This is a genomic window from Paenibacillus sp. FW507-14B1B, assembly GCF_058781425.1.
In genome coordinates, this window is record NZ_JBYSWS010000006.1 from 15,773 (window position 1) to 34,369 (window position 18,597).

Annotated in this window: 16 protein-coding genes; 5 read left to right on the top strand and 11 right to left on the bottom strand. The window is 41.2% G+C overall.

The features are described 5' to 3' along the window. Position 1 precedes the first annotated feature (1 nt). From AC3WJJ_RS22805 to AC3WJJ_RS22830, 6 genes are all read right to left on the bottom strand, one after another. Positions 2 to 682 (bottom strand): hypothetical protein, encoded by a 681-nt coding sequence (locus AC3WJJ_RS22805; protein ID WP_492544098.1) that lies wholly within the window; start codon positions 680 to 682, stop codon positions 2 to 4. A gap of 13 nt (positions 683 to 695) precedes the next feature. Continuing rightward, the gene (locus AC3WJJ_RS22810) at positions 696 to 1,694 is read right to left on the bottom strand and encodes an SAF domain-containing protein (RefSeq protein WP_492544100.1); all 999 of its coding nucleotides are present in this window, start codon (positions 1,692 to 1,694) and stop codon (positions 696 to 698) included. Positions 1,695 to 1,738: 44 nt separating this feature from the next. Beyond that, positions 1,739 to 2,989, bottom strand: a complete 1,251-nt coding sequence (locus AC3WJJ_RS22815; protein WP_492544102.1) for a hypothetical protein — start codon at positions 2,987 to 2,989, stop codon at positions 1,739 to 1,741. A gap of 13 nt (positions 2,990 to 3,002) precedes the next feature. Continuing rightward, positions 3,003 to 4,076, bottom strand: a complete 1,074-nt coding sequence (locus tag AC3WJJ_RS22820; RefSeq protein WP_492544104.1) for a diguanylate cyclase domain-containing protein — start codon at positions 4,074 to 4,076, stop codon at positions 3,003 to 3,005. 416 nt (positions 4,077 to 4,492) lie between these two features. Continuing rightward, positions 4,493 to 5,368: a radical SAM/SPASM domain-containing protein gene (locus AC3WJJ_RS22825; RefSeq protein WP_492544106.1), complete on the bottom strand. Its 876-nt coding sequence runs from the start codon at positions 5,366 to 5,368 to the stop codon at positions 4,493 to 4,495. A 195-nt stretch (positions 5,369 to 5,563) separates the two neighbouring features. Beyond that, the gene (locus AC3WJJ_RS22830; protein ID WP_492544108.1) at positions 5,564 to 7,177 is read right to left on the bottom strand and encodes a Na/Pi cotransporter family protein; all 1,614 of its coding nucleotides are present in this window, start codon (positions 7,175 to 7,177) and stop codon (positions 5,564 to 5,566) included. Between the two features lie 634 nt (positions 7,178 to 7,811). On the opposite strand from AC3WJJ_RS22830, the gene guaD reads away from it, so the two are divergent. Continuing rightward, the gene (gene guaD / locus AC3WJJ_RS22835) at positions 7,812 to 9,176 is read left to right on the top strand and encodes a guanine deaminase (RefSeq protein WP_492544110.1); all 1,365 of its coding nucleotides are present in this window, start codon (positions 7,812 to 7,814) and stop codon (positions 9,174 to 9,176) included. A gap of 40 nt (positions 9,177 to 9,216) precedes the next feature. Next, positions 9,217 to 10,569 (top strand): uracil-xanthine permease family protein, encoded by a 1,353-nt coding sequence (locus AC3WJJ_RS22840; protein ID WP_492544112.1) that lies wholly within the window; start codon positions 9,217 to 9,219, stop codon positions 10,567 to 10,569. A gap of 121 nt (positions 10,570 to 10,690) precedes the next feature. Here the strand turns inward: AC3WJJ_RS22840 and AC3WJJ_RS22845 are convergent, their stop codons facing one another. The 5 genes from AC3WJJ_RS22845 to AC3WJJ_RS22865 form a co-directional block, all read right to left on the bottom strand. Continuing rightward, positions 10,691 to 11,287 (bottom strand): sugar O-acetyltransferase, encoded by a 597-nt coding sequence (locus tag AC3WJJ_RS22845; protein ID WP_492544114.1) that lies wholly within the window; start codon positions 11,285 to 11,287, stop codon positions 10,691 to 10,693. Positions 11,288 to 11,531: 244 nt separating this feature from the next. Continuing rightward, on the bottom strand, positions 11,532 to 12,362 hold the full coding sequence (locus AC3WJJ_RS22850; RefSeq protein ID WP_492544116.1) for a phosphoenolpyruvate hydrolase family protein: 831 nt from the start codon (positions 12,360 to 12,362) through the stop codon (positions 11,532 to 11,534). Positions 12,363 to 12,387: 25 nt separating this feature from the next. Then, complete coding sequence (locus AC3WJJ_RS22855; protein ID WP_492544118.1) at positions 12,388 to 13,596, bottom strand: Tm-1-like ATP-binding domain-containing protein; 1,209 nt, start codon at positions 13,594 to 13,596, stop codon at positions 12,388 to 12,390. Between the two features lie 155 nt (positions 13,597 to 13,751). Continuing rightward, positions 13,752 to 14,951 (bottom strand): phosphoenolpyruvate hydrolase family protein, encoded by a 1,200-nt coding sequence (locus AC3WJJ_RS22860; protein WP_492544120.1) that lies wholly within the window; start codon positions 14,949 to 14,951, stop codon positions 13,752 to 13,754. A 111-nt stretch (positions 14,952 to 15,062) separates the two neighbouring features. Further along, positions 15,063 to 15,863 carry an SDR family NAD(P)-dependent oxidoreductase gene (locus tag AC3WJJ_RS22865; protein ID WP_422659883.1) on the bottom strand — a complete coding sequence of 267 codons (801 nt, stop codon included), beginning with the start codon at positions 15,861 to 15,863 and terminating at the stop codon, positions 15,063 to 15,065. Positions 15,864 to 16,329: 466 nt separating this feature from the next. Here AC3WJJ_RS22865 and scfA point away from each other — a divergent pair, with 466 nt between their 5' ends. The 3 genes from scfA to AC3WJJ_RS22880 all read left to right on the top strand — a co-directional run bounded on the left by scfA (position 16,330) and on the right by AC3WJJ_RS22880 (position 18,528). After that, positions 16,330 to 16,479 (top strand): six-cysteine ranthipeptide SCIFF, encoded by a 150-nt coding sequence (gene scfA, locus AC3WJJ_RS22870; RefSeq protein WP_492544122.1) that lies wholly within the window; start codon positions 16,330 to 16,332, stop codon positions 16,477 to 16,479. Positions 16,480 to 16,575: 96 nt separating this feature from the next. Beyond that, a complete protein-coding gene (scfB, locus tag AC3WJJ_RS22875) occupies positions 16,576 to 17,973 on the top strand; it encodes a thioether cross-link-forming SCIFF peptide maturase (RefSeq protein ID WP_492544124.1) in 1,398 nt (465 codons plus the stop codon). A 195-nt stretch (positions 17,974 to 18,168) separates the two neighbouring features. Then, on the top strand, positions 18,169 to 18,528 hold the full coding sequence (locus AC3WJJ_RS22880) for a DUF2750 domain-containing protein (protein WP_492544126.1): 360 nt from the start codon (positions 18,169 to 18,171) through the stop codon (positions 18,526 to 18,528). Positions 18,529 to 18,597 lie beyond the last annotated feature (69 nt).

Below are 18,597 nucleotides of genomic sequence, written 5' to 3' on the forward strand. Positions count from 1 at the left end.
GTTATTTCCTCCTTTCAGCCCGCTTCCATAATGCATTTACAGAAGACGATTCGCTTTCCAAGATGTCGCTCACCATTTGTTTAATTACCTTCTTATATTCTCCTGATAATTTTTTGATAGAGATTGAGGAACTGTTTTGATTTAGTATTTTAAGCGTCTGATTGCGCTCTTCAGGATAATAAACTAACGCAGGCTTCCAGATAACTGACAGTTCCCCAAATAATTCATTAATATAGTCTTCTTGAAATGTGCCTGCTGCTTCACATATAACTTTGGTGATTTCAAGCGCGTTCGCATAAGATGGATTACTATGTAGTGCATCTATTAATTTTTTGTTATTCTGAAGCACCGGGTTTTCATAGGAAGTCACAAGATATATAGCATCTGCCATTGGCCAATTCAATAATGCGTGTTCATCATCGATATCTACGAATACAAACTCATAATCTTTCCCCTCTAGGAAACTTTCTAAGGCGGAATAATCTTTAATATTCTCAACGACATCAAACTGGTCATGCTGATGAATTTCAAGAGTGCTATCTACCTTTGGAAAACAATATTCATAATTTCTATTTTGTGATACCTCTACAAGTAATAATTTAAAGTCGGTAGCAATTACTTTACTGAGATATAACATCAAATCTGTCTTATCACATTTTCCAACAACCAGTATCTGTTTCATTATGTTCTCCTTGTTACTGTATTGGGACGCTTACGCTACTATCTTTGAAGCTGTGATCTGTCGAACCACTATTGTTAGATGAAGAGGGATTGTTAGGGGACATGTCGTTTTGTGATTTTAGACTATCTGCAGCAGCTTCATCCTCAATATAGGTACCACTAGCCTTCATCTTCTCCGAGTTACGTCCACTAATATAGCTCTGTCTATCTTCATCACTCATTGCCTTTAGCTTTTGTTCCAGCTTAGCTCTGGTGATGCGCTCCAGTTCATCCTTAGCAACCTCTATAATATTCGGATCCTGTTCAATAAGATCCAGTATTTCTTCATTAGAAGGATATGTAGTGAATGCTTCATTCTGCATGTAGGGATCAACATAAGAGAGAGCATATATGGAAGCATCGTTTATATAAGCATCTACAATTGCACTGGACAGTACTAATATTTCTTTCTCATTTATTTTGTGCCATACAGTTCCATTGTTCAGATCCTCAACCTTTTTCTTGGAGAGAACAATGTAATCTTGACCCGTTGGGAACTTAATTCTCACATCTACAAAATCACCCTTTTGCAGCTTTATAGGTAATTCAACCAAGCTTAGCTCCTGGTTCCTAAGATCGTCCGGGGTTACCCCATCTTCGAAAATCAAAGGCAACGTAATAACGGAGTTTTGATTCAGATCAACTTTCACTCGCTTCCCTATGATCTCTTCCTTAGATGCAGCGTTATCCGGAACTGTACTGCTTGGTGCCTCGATCGTTGTTACCTGATTTTCTGATATCAAATCGCCAGACTTAACGCTCGTATTCAATACGGCAACGGTTGTCTTATTCTCATTTAACTTCTTCTGTGTATCTAGTAGCTCTTGTTCAATTTCCCTAGTGTGCTCCATATATTTCCCTTGTAAATGGTCAATAATTAAATATCCAATGATGAAGCTCAATAGTAGTACCATTGCTCCACCTATAGATGCAGCCAGAATTAACTGCTTTTGTCGAAATCGAATTTTAGACATGCCTGAACTCCCTTTCATCCTCCAAGAATATTTCTGATCATCCGCTAGAGCTTGTTAATCAAAAGCACAACTAAAATAGCAATTATTATAATGCAAGCTGCAATGACTCCATATAATAAAGCTTTTGTTGATATTTTTTTGCTATCTCCCATGTAGCCTTTTAATATTTTATAGAGCACTGAATCTGTATCACCTTGGCTCTTATAAGGATCTGGATGAGGCGGAATACGAAATACCTGATTACCTAAAAGATCCTTACGGATATCCTTAACGCTGATGTTCTCCACAAAAGGAATGCAGTAGACCCAATTAGACTGATCTATCTTTTTCTGTAAATCTCTAAATCTCTTAATTTTATCCTGACGCCACTCACTTCCGGCACCAATTACAATTTGTACGCTTGCTCTAAAGAATTCTTTACTCCATTCGCTCTCTTCAAAGCTACCAATGTCCAAGACAAGGTAATCATGGCCCGCATTAATAAATGCACTCATGTCATCTTTGCGATTCTTATAGTATTCAACACCTTCAATGCTAAACTTCGAGTTGCTGCTTTTATGGCCTTGCGTTCCTTCATAAGCATTCTCAATCCTCGTGAAGTCTTCAGAACTATTTGCCTCAACCAACCCAACTGAATAGCCTTTACGTTTCAAATAATTAGCAATTAGAATACTTTGATGAGTGGAGCCTACCTTAGACTCTACCCCCATCACTGCAACAATAATGGTTCCGATAATCCGATCCTTGAGGACGATTTTTTCTTGAATCGGAACGTCTGGAAGTTCTAGCTCAGTAACATCTGATCCATCATAGCTACCAGACAATTTCAACTTGGAGGTGTATCTATAAATCTTATCTTTAACTCGTTCCATTTCAGATTCTGGAGAGTCCCATTCAACCGTTTTTCCTTTGTTTTCGATATCAGGTAGTAGATTATGTAATGCAGGAACGATTGAACCTGGCTTTGTTCCCGGTGAAGTAGTAATCACATCAATCCCCATATCTGCTAACTGGTGAATAATTCCGTCATCCTCATAACGATCTAGTGCTACAACAATTATCTTGGTATTTCTTCTTAACTTCTGATATTGGATGATCCCTCTCATAAACGTTTCAGGATCTGTACAATTTACATCCGTAATAAATGCTCGAATATTAATTTTAGCTACAGACTCACAGAATTCTAAAAATTCTATGCTATTAAATTGCCCAGCCTTCTGATAACTGATATCCGTATGACCTAGAGCCTCTTGTACATACATCAATGACTTATTAGATACTATTATGGCGTTCAAGTATATGCCCCCATCAATCGCTAAGTATTTTACTCTGACTCAAATCATGGATTTTAAAGACACCATTATGCTGTGTTCTATCCGCTCCCACTTTTGCTTCTTTTATAAGTTCTTCGACTTCTACACCCAGCTTGATATCGGTATATCCTACGTGTAAGGACTCCGATATCTCTACCTCTATTCTCATTCGAAGTGAATTGGCCAATTCTTGCAGCTTAAGCGATGATTTAGTGATTATGACTGCGATAGCTTGATCTTCATAACGTCCAGAAAAACCGATTCCATCTGTAAATCTTGCTACAGCCTTTCCCGTTCTCTGCATTAGCTCCTCATATGATAGATGCTCACTCATTTTGGATTGACGAACGTCTATGTACAAAACACCAAGTGCGCTTTTCTTCAAAATCGCTTGATTAGCTTGCACTAAAAAATGTTTACGAGAATACAACCCAGTAACTTCATCTCGAGTAGATGTATATGTAGCCGCTTGCATCAGGCTCATCAATCTCTCGAAAATCATTACAAATACAATAAAATTAGAAACCACACAGAAAATAAGCCCGATAATAATCAATGAATCCCATTTTGAAATTGCACCAATAAGCAGCATTAATATATTTAATAAATACGTTGTTAAAACTAGTAGACTTCTAAACTTCACTCCTGCCTCTGGATATAAGTTGAGTATGGAATATACAGAAAGAGCTGCAAAAAGTATGAACAGAAGCAATGCACTCATTTCAACAGGTAAAAACAATGACATGGCCGTGATCAATACAGTGGATACTGTACACGCTAAATGTATGTATAGTTTATCTACACGCTTTGTGTAGTATAAACGGAATATGCCAATCTGCATGATAACGCACCCTAATGTAAATATTGAAACAAAAAACATATAGAACGGTGTCACTTTAGGGGATAAAAAAATCAAACCAATTGTTGATAAAGCCAGCAATATTGAAGCACTAAAGAGCTTTAAATACGTCTGATTACGCCATTTAAAATACATAAGACCCGATACAATAAACAAAACTGAGCATACAGTCAGAAGAGCCCCAAAAACGAGCATTTTAATATTGTCCATCAACACTCACATTCCATTCTTTTGAAATATTAAATATAAGTCCCATATTTTCTCGTTTATACCTATGAATATATATCGGCAATTCCCATTTTAATTTTATATTTCTGGGAATAATAAATAGGAAATTATACCCTCAATATAGGATAATATCCCCAATCGAATTTATTTTAGTTACATAAAAACAAATAATATACAATAAACGGTAATAATACAACTATTTTTATGATTCTTTTTTCCTTGTTGTCTATAATTTGGACAAAATATGATATTTTGCGACTGCATCTCAAGAACTATCACGATACATAATTCCCAATTTTTTTACCATATTGAATATGAAAACTCTTATCTTATAAACAAAAGGATCCACCAAGCAGATTGCTTGATGGATCCTTTATAAATACTTCTATAACTATCGATTACGATCCAAATCTCTGACGATAACCACATTTCCTGCATAATTCCTCGACAGCTTCCCTACGAGAGAATCCATCAACGAGATTATTCGCCCGTTCACCATCTACAATGTCAGAGAAAGAGGACTTATTCACATTGCCCAGATTGATTACGCCTTCCCCATCTAAACAGCATGGAACGACGGTCCCATCCACAAGAATTGCTGCCTGACTGCGAAGGGCATGACAGAAACCTTTCCCATCATCCTCAGGAGCTGTGAGACTAGGCCACTGGAACTCATAGTCTTGATTTAGGTAAACCTGTTTACCAATTTTCACGCCACCACCTGGAATGACCATCTCTTCGATCTTGTAGTCCAATCCAAACTCCTGCTCAATAATCTCAAGTGTCTGACGATTTCTGCTCTTCTCCAGATTGGTTGCGTTGTCCTGCGTTAAATTCCATAGGCGGAATGAGAAGATTACATTATGCTCTTCTGCTTCTCGGACAAAAGATAGGATTTCTCTCAAATATCCTTCCCGATTCGTTGAGCCCTCATGACCATCAAAGCTGTGAAGCGAGAAGTTCATCTGTCTCAGTGCTGGCTTCCCAAGCAGCTTATGCCGGTTCTTCGCAATCAACGTTCCGTTGGTCGTGATATTGACCTTAAAGCCTTTTTCATGACTAATATCCAGCAGTTCATCGATTTTCGGATGAAGAAGCGGCTCTCCTTTAACGTGCAGATAGATATAGCTTGTGTGTGGTTTAATTTCATCCAATCGTTTAGCAAAATCCTCAACCTTAATAAAATTAGCCTTTCGCTCCGTCGGTGGGCAAAAATGACAGGCTAAGTTGCAGATGCTCGTTACTTCTATATAAACTTTTTTAAATGTTTTCAAGTCGTTCGTCTCCATTTCAAGTATCCAGATGTCTATGATAACTAGGGTGAAATTATTAGATCCTTTTCATATAGTATCATAGGTCGGCTGTTGCAGGTACAGATAACGACATCCTTATCTACAAAATCGAAAAGAACCTCGAAAGGCATTATGCCTCTCAAGGTTCCTCAGATCCTTAAACTCCGTGTTAAGCTCTTACTTCTGATGCATAACAAACTGAGCAATATTCTTACTGTGATCGCCAATACGCTCCAGATTCGTTAGAAGATCCAGATAGATAGATCCTGTTCCAACAGAACATAGATCCTTATTCAGACGATTAAGATGATTCTTACGACAAGCTGCTTCAAGCTCGTCCAGCTTGGATTCAAGGCGAAGTACTTCCTCAGCCGCCTCTTCGTTATGGTGTTCAAGTGCAATCAAGGCTTTATCCACAGCCTGATTTGCCACTTCAATCATTTCCTTCAGCTCAGCCGACGCTTCAGCCGATAATTCCAGCTTATTCGTTATTCTAAATTCTCCAAGCTCCACAATATTTTCTGCATGGTCCCCGATCCGCTCTAGATCACTTACCGTTTGGAACCAGCCTGTGGTATTCTCAGATTGAACTGGAGAAAGTCCCTTTTGATGAATTTTCACGATATAATCGGTAATTTTACGGTTCAGCTCATTCACTAGCTCTTCCTTCTGAAGTGCCTTCTCTGCCGATTTCGTATCCTTGCTAAAGAAGAATCCTGTCGCATCCTGAAGTGATTGATACGCATATTGTCCCATCCGTACAATCTCATGTTGCGCTTGGCTAAGAGCCATAGCAGGTGTTGCGAGAAGACGCTCATCCAGATAAATAGCTTTGAACTCGATCTCTTGCATTTTTCCAGGGATGGCTTTGGTTACGATCCAAGCCAACATCGGAATGAGTGGCAGGAAGATTAGAGTATTTGCAAAGTTGAACAGACCGTGAGCATAGGCAATCTGCATCCGGATATTCACACCTTCACCAATCCACATGACAACGTTATAAACGATAGGAAGTAATAATGTGAAGATGATCGCACCCGCAATATTAAAAATAACGTGTACTAGAGCCGTACGTTTCGCAGCAACCGAAGCACCGATGGATGCAAGCACGGCTGTAATGGTCGTACCAATGTTGTCTCCGAATAGAATCGGTAAGGCCCCTTTCAGACTAATCATGCCTTCATCCGCAATGGTCTGCAGGATACCGATTGTGGCACTTGAGCTCTGTACAATCATTGTAAATACGGTTCCAACGATCAGCCCAAGAACAGGCTGGTGAGCAAGCTCAACCATGAAATCTGTAAAGACTGGCAGTTCCCGAAGCGGCTTCATTCCGCTACTCATTGTGGACAAGCCGAGGAACAAGGTACCAAAACCAAATATGATTTGTCCGATGTACTGATACTTTTTCTTACTCAAGAAGAACAAGAAAAAGGCACCTACTGCGATAATAGGAAGAGCGTACTCTTCAATCTTGATTCCTACAATAAATGCAGTCATTGTGGTACCGATATTAGCACCCATAACTACACCAATCGCTTGCCGTAAGGTCATTAAGCCCGCATTAACAAGCCCAATCGCCATAACGGTTGTCCCTGACGAGGACTGAATCAATACGGTTACGCTAACCCCTACAAGGACAGCAAGAACTGGGTTAGAAGTATATTTCTCTAATATGCCACGCATTTTATCCCCAGCTGATTTTTGAAGCCCGTCCGACATGTATTTAATACCGAACAGAAAAATCCCAAGTCCTCCAACGAACTTAAATATCAATTCCTGCCAATCCAATATGTAAAGCCTCCTCTGGTTGATTGTTCTATTTTAGACCCATCTAATTTAGCATATTATATGCAGAATATGAATTATCTAAGTTTAGACATATGCCCTCTTTATTCGACTTTTTTAGAGTGAAATACCATGCAAAGCGACCTTTCGAACACTATATTTAGGGCAACAAACATACAACTTTCAACATATAGTACTATAAAGTACTTTTCAATAAATTGCTTACTTAGTTCACATATAAATAAGGAATAAATTGCCAGAGAGAAGTTTCTCTATTCTCCTGCATTTATTCCCTGAATGACCGTATCTTTATTCATTTCTGTTAAGAATTTAGAACATTTAAATAATAATATCTAAACTTCAGTACATTTTAGATCACAGTCAAAAGTTCTGCTCATGTGAGAGGTTGTCATTCGGTGCGAACCGCTTATACCTTTCCTAGAATGATGCCCGCAGCTGTAGCCTTTTTAATAGAAGAAAAAGTATTGTCACAGTTACAGGAATGATAAATTATCGCTTATGACATACTTTATGGTAACAATATCTCATACATATTCGTCTTTCTAGTATAGACTTATCATTTACGGCAGATTATAATAACAAATACACTTAAAAAACGAACATTAAGGCGGTAATCATGAGTAAATATATGGAATTATTTCAAGGCACTGCTTTTTCCAGTACATCACCTAAAGAAATTCAAATAATGAAAGACTATCTGTTCTGTATTAACCAAGACGGCATGATTGAAAGAATCGTTGCTCCAGAAGATGCAGAATATCAACCTTTACTAGAGCAATATCAAGATACAGACCACTTTCATCGCTTAGCTGACGGTCAGTATTTCTTGCCTGGCTTTGTCGATCTGCATGTCCACGCACCACAGTGGGCCCAATCTGGAACAGCATTAGACATTCCACTGTATGATTGGTTGAACACATATACTTTCCCACTGGAGTCGAAATTCTCAGATTTAGATTTTGCTAAGAAGGTTTATGATGATGTCGTTAGCACCTTGCTGGCAAACGGAACAACTACAGCACTTTATTTTGCAACGGTTCACAAAGAAGCAAGCTTGTTGTTAGCTAAGATCTGCGCAGAAAAAGGACAACGCGGACTCGTTGGAAAGGTAGTTATGGACGATCCCGAGCAAAATCCTGAATACTACCGTGATGCTGACACATCTGCAGCACTAGTGGACACCGAAGAGTTTATTGTCGCTGTACAAGAATTAGCCAAGTCCACGAAACAAGGTGTATATCCTGTAGTAACCCCAAGATTCATTCCAAGCTGCACAGATGAAGGCTTGAAGGGCTTGGGAGAACTGGCAGCTAAATATGATACGTATGTTCAATCCCACTGTAGTGAAAGTGATTGGGCACACGGTTATGTCAAAGAACGATTTAATAAGAACGATGCGTTTGCATTACATGATTTTGGCTTATTGCGTGATAAATCGGTCATGGCTCATTGTAACTTCCTAGAAGATCCGGATGTCGATTTATTCGCTGAGACCGGAACAGCAATTGCTCATTGCCCTGTATCGAATGCCTATTTTGCCAATAGTGTTATTCCAGTGGCTCATATCCATTCCAAGGGAGTTGAGATCGGTCTCGGATCTGATATTTCCGGAGGGTTCTCACCAAGTCTCTTCGATAACATCAGACAAGCTGTCATGTCTTCCAGAATGCTTGAAGATGGTGTGAACCCCTCTCTTCCAGCTGAAGAGCGCGGTGTACCAGGCTCACGCATTACCGTTCATGAAGCTTTCTATCTGGCTACGGCTGGCGGCGGAGAAAGCCTGAGCTTACCCATCGGGCGCATTCAAGAAAATTATGCATGGGATGTACAGGTGATCGACACGAAATGCAAAGCTTCCAAACTACCGATCTATGATGATAATGAAGATTTACAAGATATTTTCCAGAAGATGATGTATCTTGTTAGACCTGAGCATATCCGCGAAGTCTGGGTACAAGGTGAAAAGGTTCATTCACGTTAAAATTTAGAAACAAATAAAATAATTCGAGGTGTGCACCGAAGTGAAAACACAAGTAGACAAGCAAGATCACGCGCAAGTAAAGTCGCAGCAATTAACAGTTCTACCTGAAGACAAGATTTCATTCGGAAAATCAGCAGTCCTAGGCTTGCAGCACGTATTAGCGATGGACGTTTATGTCGTTCCATTCCTGATTGCCATGTTAATTGGACTCGGGTCCAACCAGTCCAGCGCATTAATTCAATCGACGTTTATTGCTGCTGGCCTTGCAACAATTATCCAAACGTATTTCTGTATGAAGTTGCCTATGGCGCAAGGTCCATCCTATGTACCACTCGGTGCCATCGTTACGATTTATGCCGCTAGTGGCGGTGGGGCACTCGGTTGGAACTCCGTGTTAGGTGCCAGCTTAGTCGGTGCAGTACTCGTTATCATTCTGGGCTACACAGGAATCTTCAATAAAATTGTTAAATCCTTTATCCCTCCTATTGTTGGGGGAACGATTATCTTCATTGTAGGTCTTTCACTCTTGCCTACTGCGATTAAAGACAATATCTATGGTGCAACGGATGCTACCATTAACCAAAACGTATTATTAGCGCTGATCTCAGCGGCTGTGCTCATTCTATTCGTGATCCTAGGGTCTTTGTTCGGTAAAAAAGGTTCACTATTCCGAATTACTTCCGTCATGGTCGCCTTAATTGTCGGATGTGTATCTGCACAATTTATGGGGGTTCTGGATTTCTCAGCGGTTCAAAGCGCCAATTGGTTTAGCATGCCGCGGATTCCTTTTAAAGATTTCGGATTTTCCTTTGACTTCTCCGCTATTATCACGATGGTTATTATTTATCTCGTACTCCTCGCTGAAACAACAGGTACATGGTTTGCGATCAGCAACGTTATTGATAAGCCACTAACGGATAAGAATATTAATCAGGGAGTTGTTGGGGAAGGAATTAGTTGTCTTATCGCTGCTGGACTCGGTTCCACTCCGGTAACAGGCTATTCTACCAATGCAGGTATTATTTCTATCACAGGTATCGCAAGCCGCAGAGTCTTTCTTGCTGTAGGTGGATGGTTTGTCCTGTTCGGCTTTTCCGGTAAACTAGCAGCTTTAATCTCTTCGATTCCAACAGCTGTGATCGGCGGCGTATTCGCCATCGTCTGTGGTATCATCTCCATTAACGGAATCCAGGTTATGAAAAATGTAACGATCCGTGAAAAAGAAATGTACATTATCGCTATACCTATGATACTGACATTAGCACTCGTACTTATTCCTAAAGATTTCTTATATACACTTCCTACGTTCGTGCAATATCTACTAGGATCACCGATTCTAGCTGCTTCTCTAGCAGCGATCTTGTTGAATAAGTTGTTGCCAAACGAGAAGTAAGTTATCACTTAAGCAAATAAGTAACCTAATAAGGCTGACCCCAAAGACTACATGCATCGTAGTTGCTGGGGTCAGCCTCTTTTTATGTGAAATATAATTATCGCCGATTTAATCTGTGTTCTTAAATGCGTCTATCTTTATAATAGTACTCTCGATCATGGTCGTTAATCTCGCGTAGCACACGGCATGGATTGCCGACCGCCACGACATTCGCTGGAATATCCTTCGTTACAACGCTGCCTGCGCCGATGACCGTATTGTCACCGATCTTCACGCCTGGAAGAATAATGGCCCCCGCACCGATCCATACATTTCTGCCGATATGTACCGGTATGTTGAACTGGGTTACAGGCTCACGCAGCTCGGGCAGGATCGGATGACCACCTGTCGCAACCGTTACATTCGGGCCAAACATCGTATAATCCCCCACATAGATATGCGTATCATCTACCATCGTCAGATTGAAGTTAGCATAGACATGGCTTCCAAAATGCACATGCTTCCCGCCCCAATTCGCACGGAGTGGCGGCTCGATATAGCAGTCATCTCCGATTTCAGCGAACATTTCTTTCAAAAGCGTGTTACGCTTGTCCCCTTCGGATGGACGAGTAGCGTTAAAGTCATACAGCTTCTCCAGACATTTCGCTTGCTCTCTCATCAACTCTTCATCGGTGCAGCTGTAAATCTCGCCGGAATGCAATTTATCATATGTAGACACTCTATCAATCCCTCCCTTTTTGATAGTATACTATGACTTCTTCTAACGCAGGATTCCCTTTTTCGTTGTCAGACGCTACGAGTACGAATCATTCCTCCCATCGCTGTTGTGTATGAAAACAATTGAATATATTCAAAAAGATCAAAGACAGGCACTCCATCAGAGTTAGTCTTTGATCTTTTTGGTATAAATTGATAAAGATGTTGTCCCTCATTAGAACAGCTTTTGGGACAGCCTCGCCTTTTTATTTAGCAATGGTCTTAAATGCTTCGGTCTGTTCTCTAATGCCTTTCTCCGCGGCAAATCGCTCAATGCTGGATGCCCCGAAGAATCCATCGATGCCTTCTGTTCTTTCAATAACATAGGCAGCATCTTCAGGCTCCGCAATCGGGCCACCGTGACAAATGACCATAATGTCGGGATTCACAGACTTTCCTGCTTTTATAATCGCTTCAATCTTCTCGATACAATCATCTAATGTCAGAGCAGTCTTCGCCCCAATGGTCCCTTTCGTCGTCAAGCCCATATGCGCTACCAAAATATCGGCTCCTGCTTCCGCCATCGCTTTGGCCTGCTCAGGATCAAATACATAAGGAGTTGTCAGCATGTCTAATTCATGGGCTGCTCTGATCATGTCTACTTCAAGACCATAGCCCATACCCGTCTCTTCTAGGTTCTGTCTGAATACGCCATCAATCAAACCCACGGTCGGGAAGTTCTGAACGCCACTAAACCCTTGATCCTTAAGCTGTTTCAGATATACCTCCATCACTCGAAAAGGATCCGTTCCGCATACGCCTGCGAGCACTGGAGTGTCTTTGACAACGGGCAATACTTCAGAGCCCATCTCAACGACAATCTGATTGGCGTCTCCATAAGATAACAGCCCTGCGAGAGATCCGCGACCTGCCATTCTATATCTACCAGAGTTATAAACAATCAGCATATCTGCTCCGCCAGCTTCACTGCTCTTCGCCGTAATTCCCGTTCCCGCACCTACGCCGAGAAGAATCTTCCCGTTCTTCACTTCTTCTCTGAACTTATTCATAATCTCTGTTCTCGTAAGCTTGTTCATGTGTATCTCCTCCAACATGTTCGTATTATTTACTCATGAGGTCAATAAGCTTCTGCGCCGCTGCTTCGGCAAACGCTACATCATTAATAGCACAATCCATTTCAATGATTTCGACAACATTCCGATTAATTCCATTTCTTAAGGTATCGAATAGCATCTGATCTTCCTCTACTCCGTAGAAGGCTTCCCCTTCCACATCAATACCGGATATGCCTTTCAGAGGTAACATCAAGACCGTTTTCTCTCTGGCCATATTTAATTTCTCGACAAGCTTTTTGCCAACAACCTCATTCTCCTCGACCGTTGTTCTCATAAGCGTTACCGTTGGGTTGTGTTTATAGAACTTGTGCCCAGCAAACTTTTCAGGTACCGTGTCGTATGGTCCGAAGTTGCACATATCCAGCGCACCTACCGATACAACCTGTGGAATGTGGTTTTTGCTCGCTGCCTCTAAACGATGAGGTCCTGCACCAAGCACGCCGCCAATGATTTCATCGACCCACTCTGTTGTGGTCAGATCAAGTACCCCTTCAATAAAACCAGCCTCAATCAGCGCTTCCATGGACTGTCCACCTACACCTGTTGCATGGAATACGAGCACTTCATATCCTCTAGCCTCAAGATAGTTACGAGCTGCCGTCACACAAGGCGTTGTTACCCCGAACATGGTTGTAGCGATTAATGGCTTCTTCTCGATGACTTGTTTGTTCTCAAACTTCACCATCCCAGCGATGGCAAAGGCTGCATTCGTAAATATCTGAGTTGAAATGGAGTTCAGCCCCGCAACATCCACAACGGAAGGCATCATGACAATATCACTAGTGCCTACATAGGGAGCCGTATTCCCTGAGGCAACGGTCGAGACCATCACTTTCGGTACGCCAATCGGCAATGCGCGCATCCCCGGTGTAACGAGTGAAGTGCCTCCGGTTCCACCAAAAGAAATAATGCCATCAAATTTACCTTGCTTATATAATTCAGGTACTAGTTTTTCCATACCTTTAGATAAAACTTCCGTTGCTAATGCCCGGTCTTTCTTGGCAGCGAGCTGATCCATATCAACACCTGCGGCCGCGGCTACTTCACGGTTCGATACGTCTGGTGTAAATGTAGGTTCAAAGACACCGGTATGGATCGTAAACGTCCCTAGCTCTAAATCTTCGAGTAATCTTTTGATATAGAGATACTCATCGCCCTTTGTGTCAAATGTTCCTGCTATAGCTATGGTTTTCACTTGTTCGAGCCTCCTCTTCAATACTGATAATCTAGCCTGTACTGTGCTAAATCATGATTTCGAGAACGTTCTGCAAAATGTTGAAATAAAAAAAGTATGATTAATTACAACTTAATCATACTTCTTGGACCCATTCGTGAAAACGCTTTTATGTCCTATGTTTTTGTGTTTATGTTAGATTTATATTGTTTTGGCGTGCAACCTTTGTACTTTTTAAACATTTTGCTAAACTGTGCATAATCTTGGTACCCCACTAATGGTGCTAGCTCAGATAACTGCACATTTTCTCTGTCTAATATCTCAGCCGCTTTATCCATTCGATATTGCACAATATACGTCTGAAAGCTGCAGCCTACTTGTTTTGTAAACAAGCTGCTTAAGTAACTCCTCGATACATGGGCCACCTTAGCTAAATCAATAAATGAAATTTCATTCATGTAATTCTGGGCAACGTACTCTTTTACAAATTCAACATAGTCGTAGTGCTTCGTAATGCCATCTAACATTTTGACCAAGAGGTCATCTTCATCCAGCTTCCCTGATCCCTTGAATGCTTTCGTTATATTGGTAATGGATTTCTCTGAAGGAATGCGCTCAAAAGCCGATCCCCCGATGTACCCCATTAAGTTCTGATTGTTACTGTACATATACTGCACATCAATTGGTGTTTTGACAGGTCCACCATACACTAGCTTGATCATATCTGGCTTTAATTCATTGCATCGACTAAATATCTTATTCGCTCTAACTTTGGCCGCTTCTAGTGAGAATACCTTCTTCGCGCCCAACAATCCCCCTTCGGTTAAGCCTAAGTGCGCACAGATTACATCCGCTCCAGCCTCGATCATCTGCGCCGCTTGAATCTCATCAAATACAAAAGCAACCGTAAACAGATCCATTTCATGGGCTAGTCTTATCGCTTCTACTTCAAGCAAATAGCCATTTCCTTCTTCTTCGAGAACTTCTCTATATTGACCGTCTATTAATCCAACCGTAGGGTAATTATTAATGCCGGAGAATCCCTTGGCCTTTATTTCATCTATGTAAGCTTCCATATCCTTAGTAGGATCGGTTGCATTCAGACCAAACAGGATGGGAATATCTCTGACCAATGGGATGATCTCTCTAGATGCAAAGTCCATAACCATATCATTACTATTGCAAAAGGGTAAAAATCCAGCGAGCGAACTTCTCCCCATCTGACGAAATCTGCCTGAGTTCAGTGTGAGAATAAAATCAGCTCCCCCCTGCTTCACAGACTTCGCAGTGATTCCTGCACCTGTGCCCACGCCAATAATATGATTACCCATTTCTAATTGTGATTTAAGGTTGTGTAGGATTTGTTGTCTGTTCATACCTTCATCCCCTTATCCCTGATCATAAATACACAAAGCCCCCACCAGTATACACTGAATGGAGGCTTTGACTTATATTAAATGTCTTAAATGATATAAATGATAACTATATTATTTACCGTACATTTGCACGTGTTTCATAATACCTGATGCAGCGGAACGAACGTTCACACCGCCATCGCATGGGATCTCTTGTCCTGTAATAAATTTAGCATCATCCGATGCAAGAAAAGATACAAGCGCACCAATATCCTCGGGTTCACCCACATAAGGAGTCAGGTGACCTTCTTCCATTAGGTCCATGAGTTCTTGGGAGAATCGACCTCTAGTCGCAGGTGTTAGAATCAAGCCAGGCAGGATAGAGTTACAACGAATGCCATCTTTACCGTATTGCGTTGCGATAGAACGAGTCAAAGATAACAAACCTGCTTTTGCAGCAGAGTAAGCTGTACGTTCATAATCACCAACTTTAGCATTACCTGAAGCGTTGTTGATTATGACGCCTCCGCCGTTTTTCAACATTTCAGGAATAGCGTATTTAGCGCCAAACATAGGTCCACGTACGTTAACTGCCATCATTTTGTCCCAAAGATCAGTATCCATCGATAGGAGGTCTTTGTCATCACGATGTCCAAAACCAGCATTGTTAAATAGAATATCAATCTTGCCAAAAGCTTCGATTGTCTTAGCAATCATGGCTTTCATAGCTTCTTCATCAGCTACATCCACGCCTACAGCGATAGCTTGACCACCGTTTTGCTTGATCTCTTCAACAATCTGCTGCGCGCCGGCTTCGTTCAAGTCAGCTACAACAACAGCAGCGCCATCCTCTACTAAGCGTTTAACAGATCCCAGACCAATACCAGATGCTCCACCGGTGACAATTGCTACTTTTCCAGCTAATTTCTTCATACCATACATTCCCTTCTATTGTTGACTTGATTTCTACGAGTCTTTGAATCCTATCAATTTGAATTTAATATGTCAAGAAATACACTGTAAATTTGTACATAATAAAAACTTTTCTTCTAAATAATTGGAAACTGAAAGATAGAATACAGATGAGATTTGAATATTAACATCCTTTAATATCAAAGGGTTTATAACAATTACGAAAAAGGGAGACACACTGGGTTATATGTAAATAAATAACATCAAAAGAAGTGAAATTAATGATTGCTTTTTTTGCGAAAATAAATAGACAAGCCACGATTAAATTGGTCAATAAATGTAATAATTCTGTACTGATTTCTACCAAGATTCATTCTCTTTCTTCATGTGACCTATGTGGTTGAAGCATCCATCAAGCAGTTGTTACCATATTTCAGAAGTCTAATGATTTACGAACTAATGAAAAATGGCAGAGGAGTTATTCATGATGAAAAGAATCGTAACCTTAAGCACTCGGAAACTAATGGACACTGTAAAACATGGCGGATGCGGTGCTTGCCAGACATCTTGCCAATCCGCTTGTAAGACCTCTTGCGGCGTTGCCAACCAGCGTTGTGAAAACCCAATGAACAAATAGGATTCTTACATGTTCATCGCCCTCTGCTCTCGTAGATGGGCGTCTGTTTTTTATAGCCTATTCTATTTACCCTCAAAAGGAGCTTGATTAACAGGAATGATCCATCAATACCAACTCAACGGATACAACATTGTGCTAGACACCTACAGCGGCTCAGTGCATGTTGTTGATGATCTCGCTTACCACATCATTCAGCTTTATGAACATACTTCTCAGGAAGACATCTTGAAACATATGCTAGAGAAGCATGCGCATGATACGGACATTACCGAAAAGGATATTCGAGATACCCTAGCAGCTGTAGAAGAGCTCAAAGAAACTGGACAGCTCTTTACCGAAGATCCGTATGAGAATCTCTCTAGGGATTTAAGAAATCGCAAAACATATGTTAAAGCGCTATGCCTCAATGTCGCACATACCTGCAACTTGTCATGTGACTACTGCTTCGCGAGTCAAGGAAAATATAACGGTGACCGTGCTATCATGAGCTATGAGGTTGGACAAAAGGCGATCGATTTCCTGCTGGAGAATTCGGGGCATCACCGGAACCTCGACATCGACTTCTTCGGCGGTGAACCGCTTATGGCCTTGAAAGTCGTCAAGCAGATTGTGGCTTACGCCAGAAGCAAGGAACAAGAATATAAGAAGAAGTTCCGCTTCACCTTCACGACGAATGGCATGCTGCTGAACGATGAGGTCACTGAGTTTTTAAATCAGGAAATGTATAACGTCGTACTCAGTCTGGATGGAAGAAAAGAAGTTCATGACCGGCTCCGCACTACCGTTAACGGGAAAGGTAGCTATGATCATATCGTGCCGAAGTTTCAGGAATTCATCCAAAAGCGGGGAGACCAGGAGTATTATGTACGGGGAACCTACACGCGTAACAACGTGGATTTCACGAACGATATCTTTCATATCGCAGACCTTGGCTTTGATAAGATCTCGATGGAACCCGTTATCTGCGATCCGAAGGAGCCTTATGCATTAACCGAGAAGGACCTGCCGGAGATCTACAACCAGTACGAGATTCTCGCCAAGGAAATGCTTGAACGCGGGGAACAAGGCGAAGGTTTTACCTTTTATCATTACATGCTTGACCTCTCGGAAGGACCTTGTATCCAGAAAAGAATTTCTGGCTGCGGTTCAGGCACAGAATACCTAGCAGTTACACCTTGGGGCGAGCTATTCCCTTGCCATCAGTTCGTTGGGGATGAAGCGTACAGCATGGGAAATCTCTGGGATGGGATCACAAGACCTGAACTGCAATGCCAATTCAAAGAGAGCAACTGCTATTCGAAGCCGGAATGCAAAGATTGCTGGGCCAAGCTTTATTGTAGCGGCGGATGTCCTGCTAATGCGCTTCATGCAACAGGCGACATCAACGGCATCTACGACTTTAGCTGCGATGTGTTCCGCAAGCGAGTTGAATGCTCCATGATGGTGAAGGTTGCCGAGTCGATTCGAGCGATGGAGCATGACGCTCAGGAATAGGGTCATTGTGGGAGATTAACATCTACATAGCTATGATAGATATAGATGAGACAAAGTACATCACATATAAATGTGGTGTACTTTGTTTGTTTATTAGCATCTTGGTTAAGCTCTAGCCTGCTTCGTTTGTTAAAAAAGAGGTTTAGTGCTAAACTGAGAGACTTTAGATGGAATACTGCACAAAGGGGATTCGTGATGGAACTTGATTTGACCATAAATTCTAAAAAACGATATGAAAAATTTATAAAAAGAGTATCCCAAATTAATATGGTTTGGGGATTAAAGAGTGAACATGGATGGTGTGTATGCGAATCAAACGACTATGAGGATACAGAAGTTATGCTTTTTTGGTCAGATGAAGCATATGCACGACAGTGTGCAATTGAAGAATGGTCGCATTACACACCAGCACCTATCACTCTAGAAGAATTTAGACATAGCTGGCTACACGGAATGAATGAAGAGGGTTTACTGGTTGGAGTTAACTGGAATGTGAAGTTGATTGGGTTGGAAATAGAACCTTACGACTTATTGAAAGATTTGGAACAAGCATAGAGAATCGGATAGATAGATTTATTCAAATGAGGGAGCTACGGCTCCTCTTTTTCATATTCTCAAATTCGA

What these genes read in the sequence shown, in the direction of transcription:
- AC3WJJ_RS22805 (WP_492544098.1), bottom strand. Translation starts at nt 682, where the DNA reads ATGAAACAGATACTGGTTGTTGGAAAATGTGATAAGACAGATTTGATG.
- AC3WJJ_RS22810 (WP_492544100.1), bottom strand. Translation starts at nt 1,694, where the DNA reads ATGTCTAAAATTCGATTTCGACAAAAGCAGTTAATTCTGGCTGCATCT.
- AC3WJJ_RS22820 (WP_492544104.1), bottom strand. Translation starts at nt 4,076, where the DNA reads ATGGACAATATTAAAATGCTCGTTTTTGGGGCTCTTCTGACTGTATGC.
- guaD (WP_492544110.1), top strand. Translation starts at nt 7,812, where the DNA reads ATGAGTAAATATATGGAATTATTTCAAGGCACTGCTTTTTCCAGTACA.
- AC3WJJ_RS22850 (WP_492544116.1), bottom strand. Translation starts at nt 12,362, where the DNA reads ATGAACAAGCTTACGAGAACAGAGATTATGAATAAGTTCAGAGAAGAA.
- AC3WJJ_RS22860 (WP_492544120.1), bottom strand. Translation starts at nt 14,951, where the DNA reads ATGAACAGACAACAAATCCTACACAACCTTAAATCACAATTAGAAATG.
- AC3WJJ_RS22865 (WP_422659883.1), bottom strand. Translation starts at nt 15,863, where the DNA reads ATGAAGAAATTAGCTGGAAAAGTAGCAATTGTCACCGGTGGAGCATCT.
- scfA (WP_492544122.1), top strand. Translation starts at nt 16,330, where the DNA reads ATGAAAAGAATCGTAACCTTAAGCACTCGGAAACTAATGGACACTGTA.
- scfB (WP_492544124.1), top strand. Translation starts at nt 16,576, where the DNA reads ATGATCCATCAATACCAACTCAACGGATACAACATTGTGCTAGACACC.
- AC3WJJ_RS22880 (WP_492544126.1), top strand. Translation starts at nt 18,169, where the DNA reads ATGGAACTTGATTTGACCATAAATTCTAAAAAACGATATGAAAAATTT.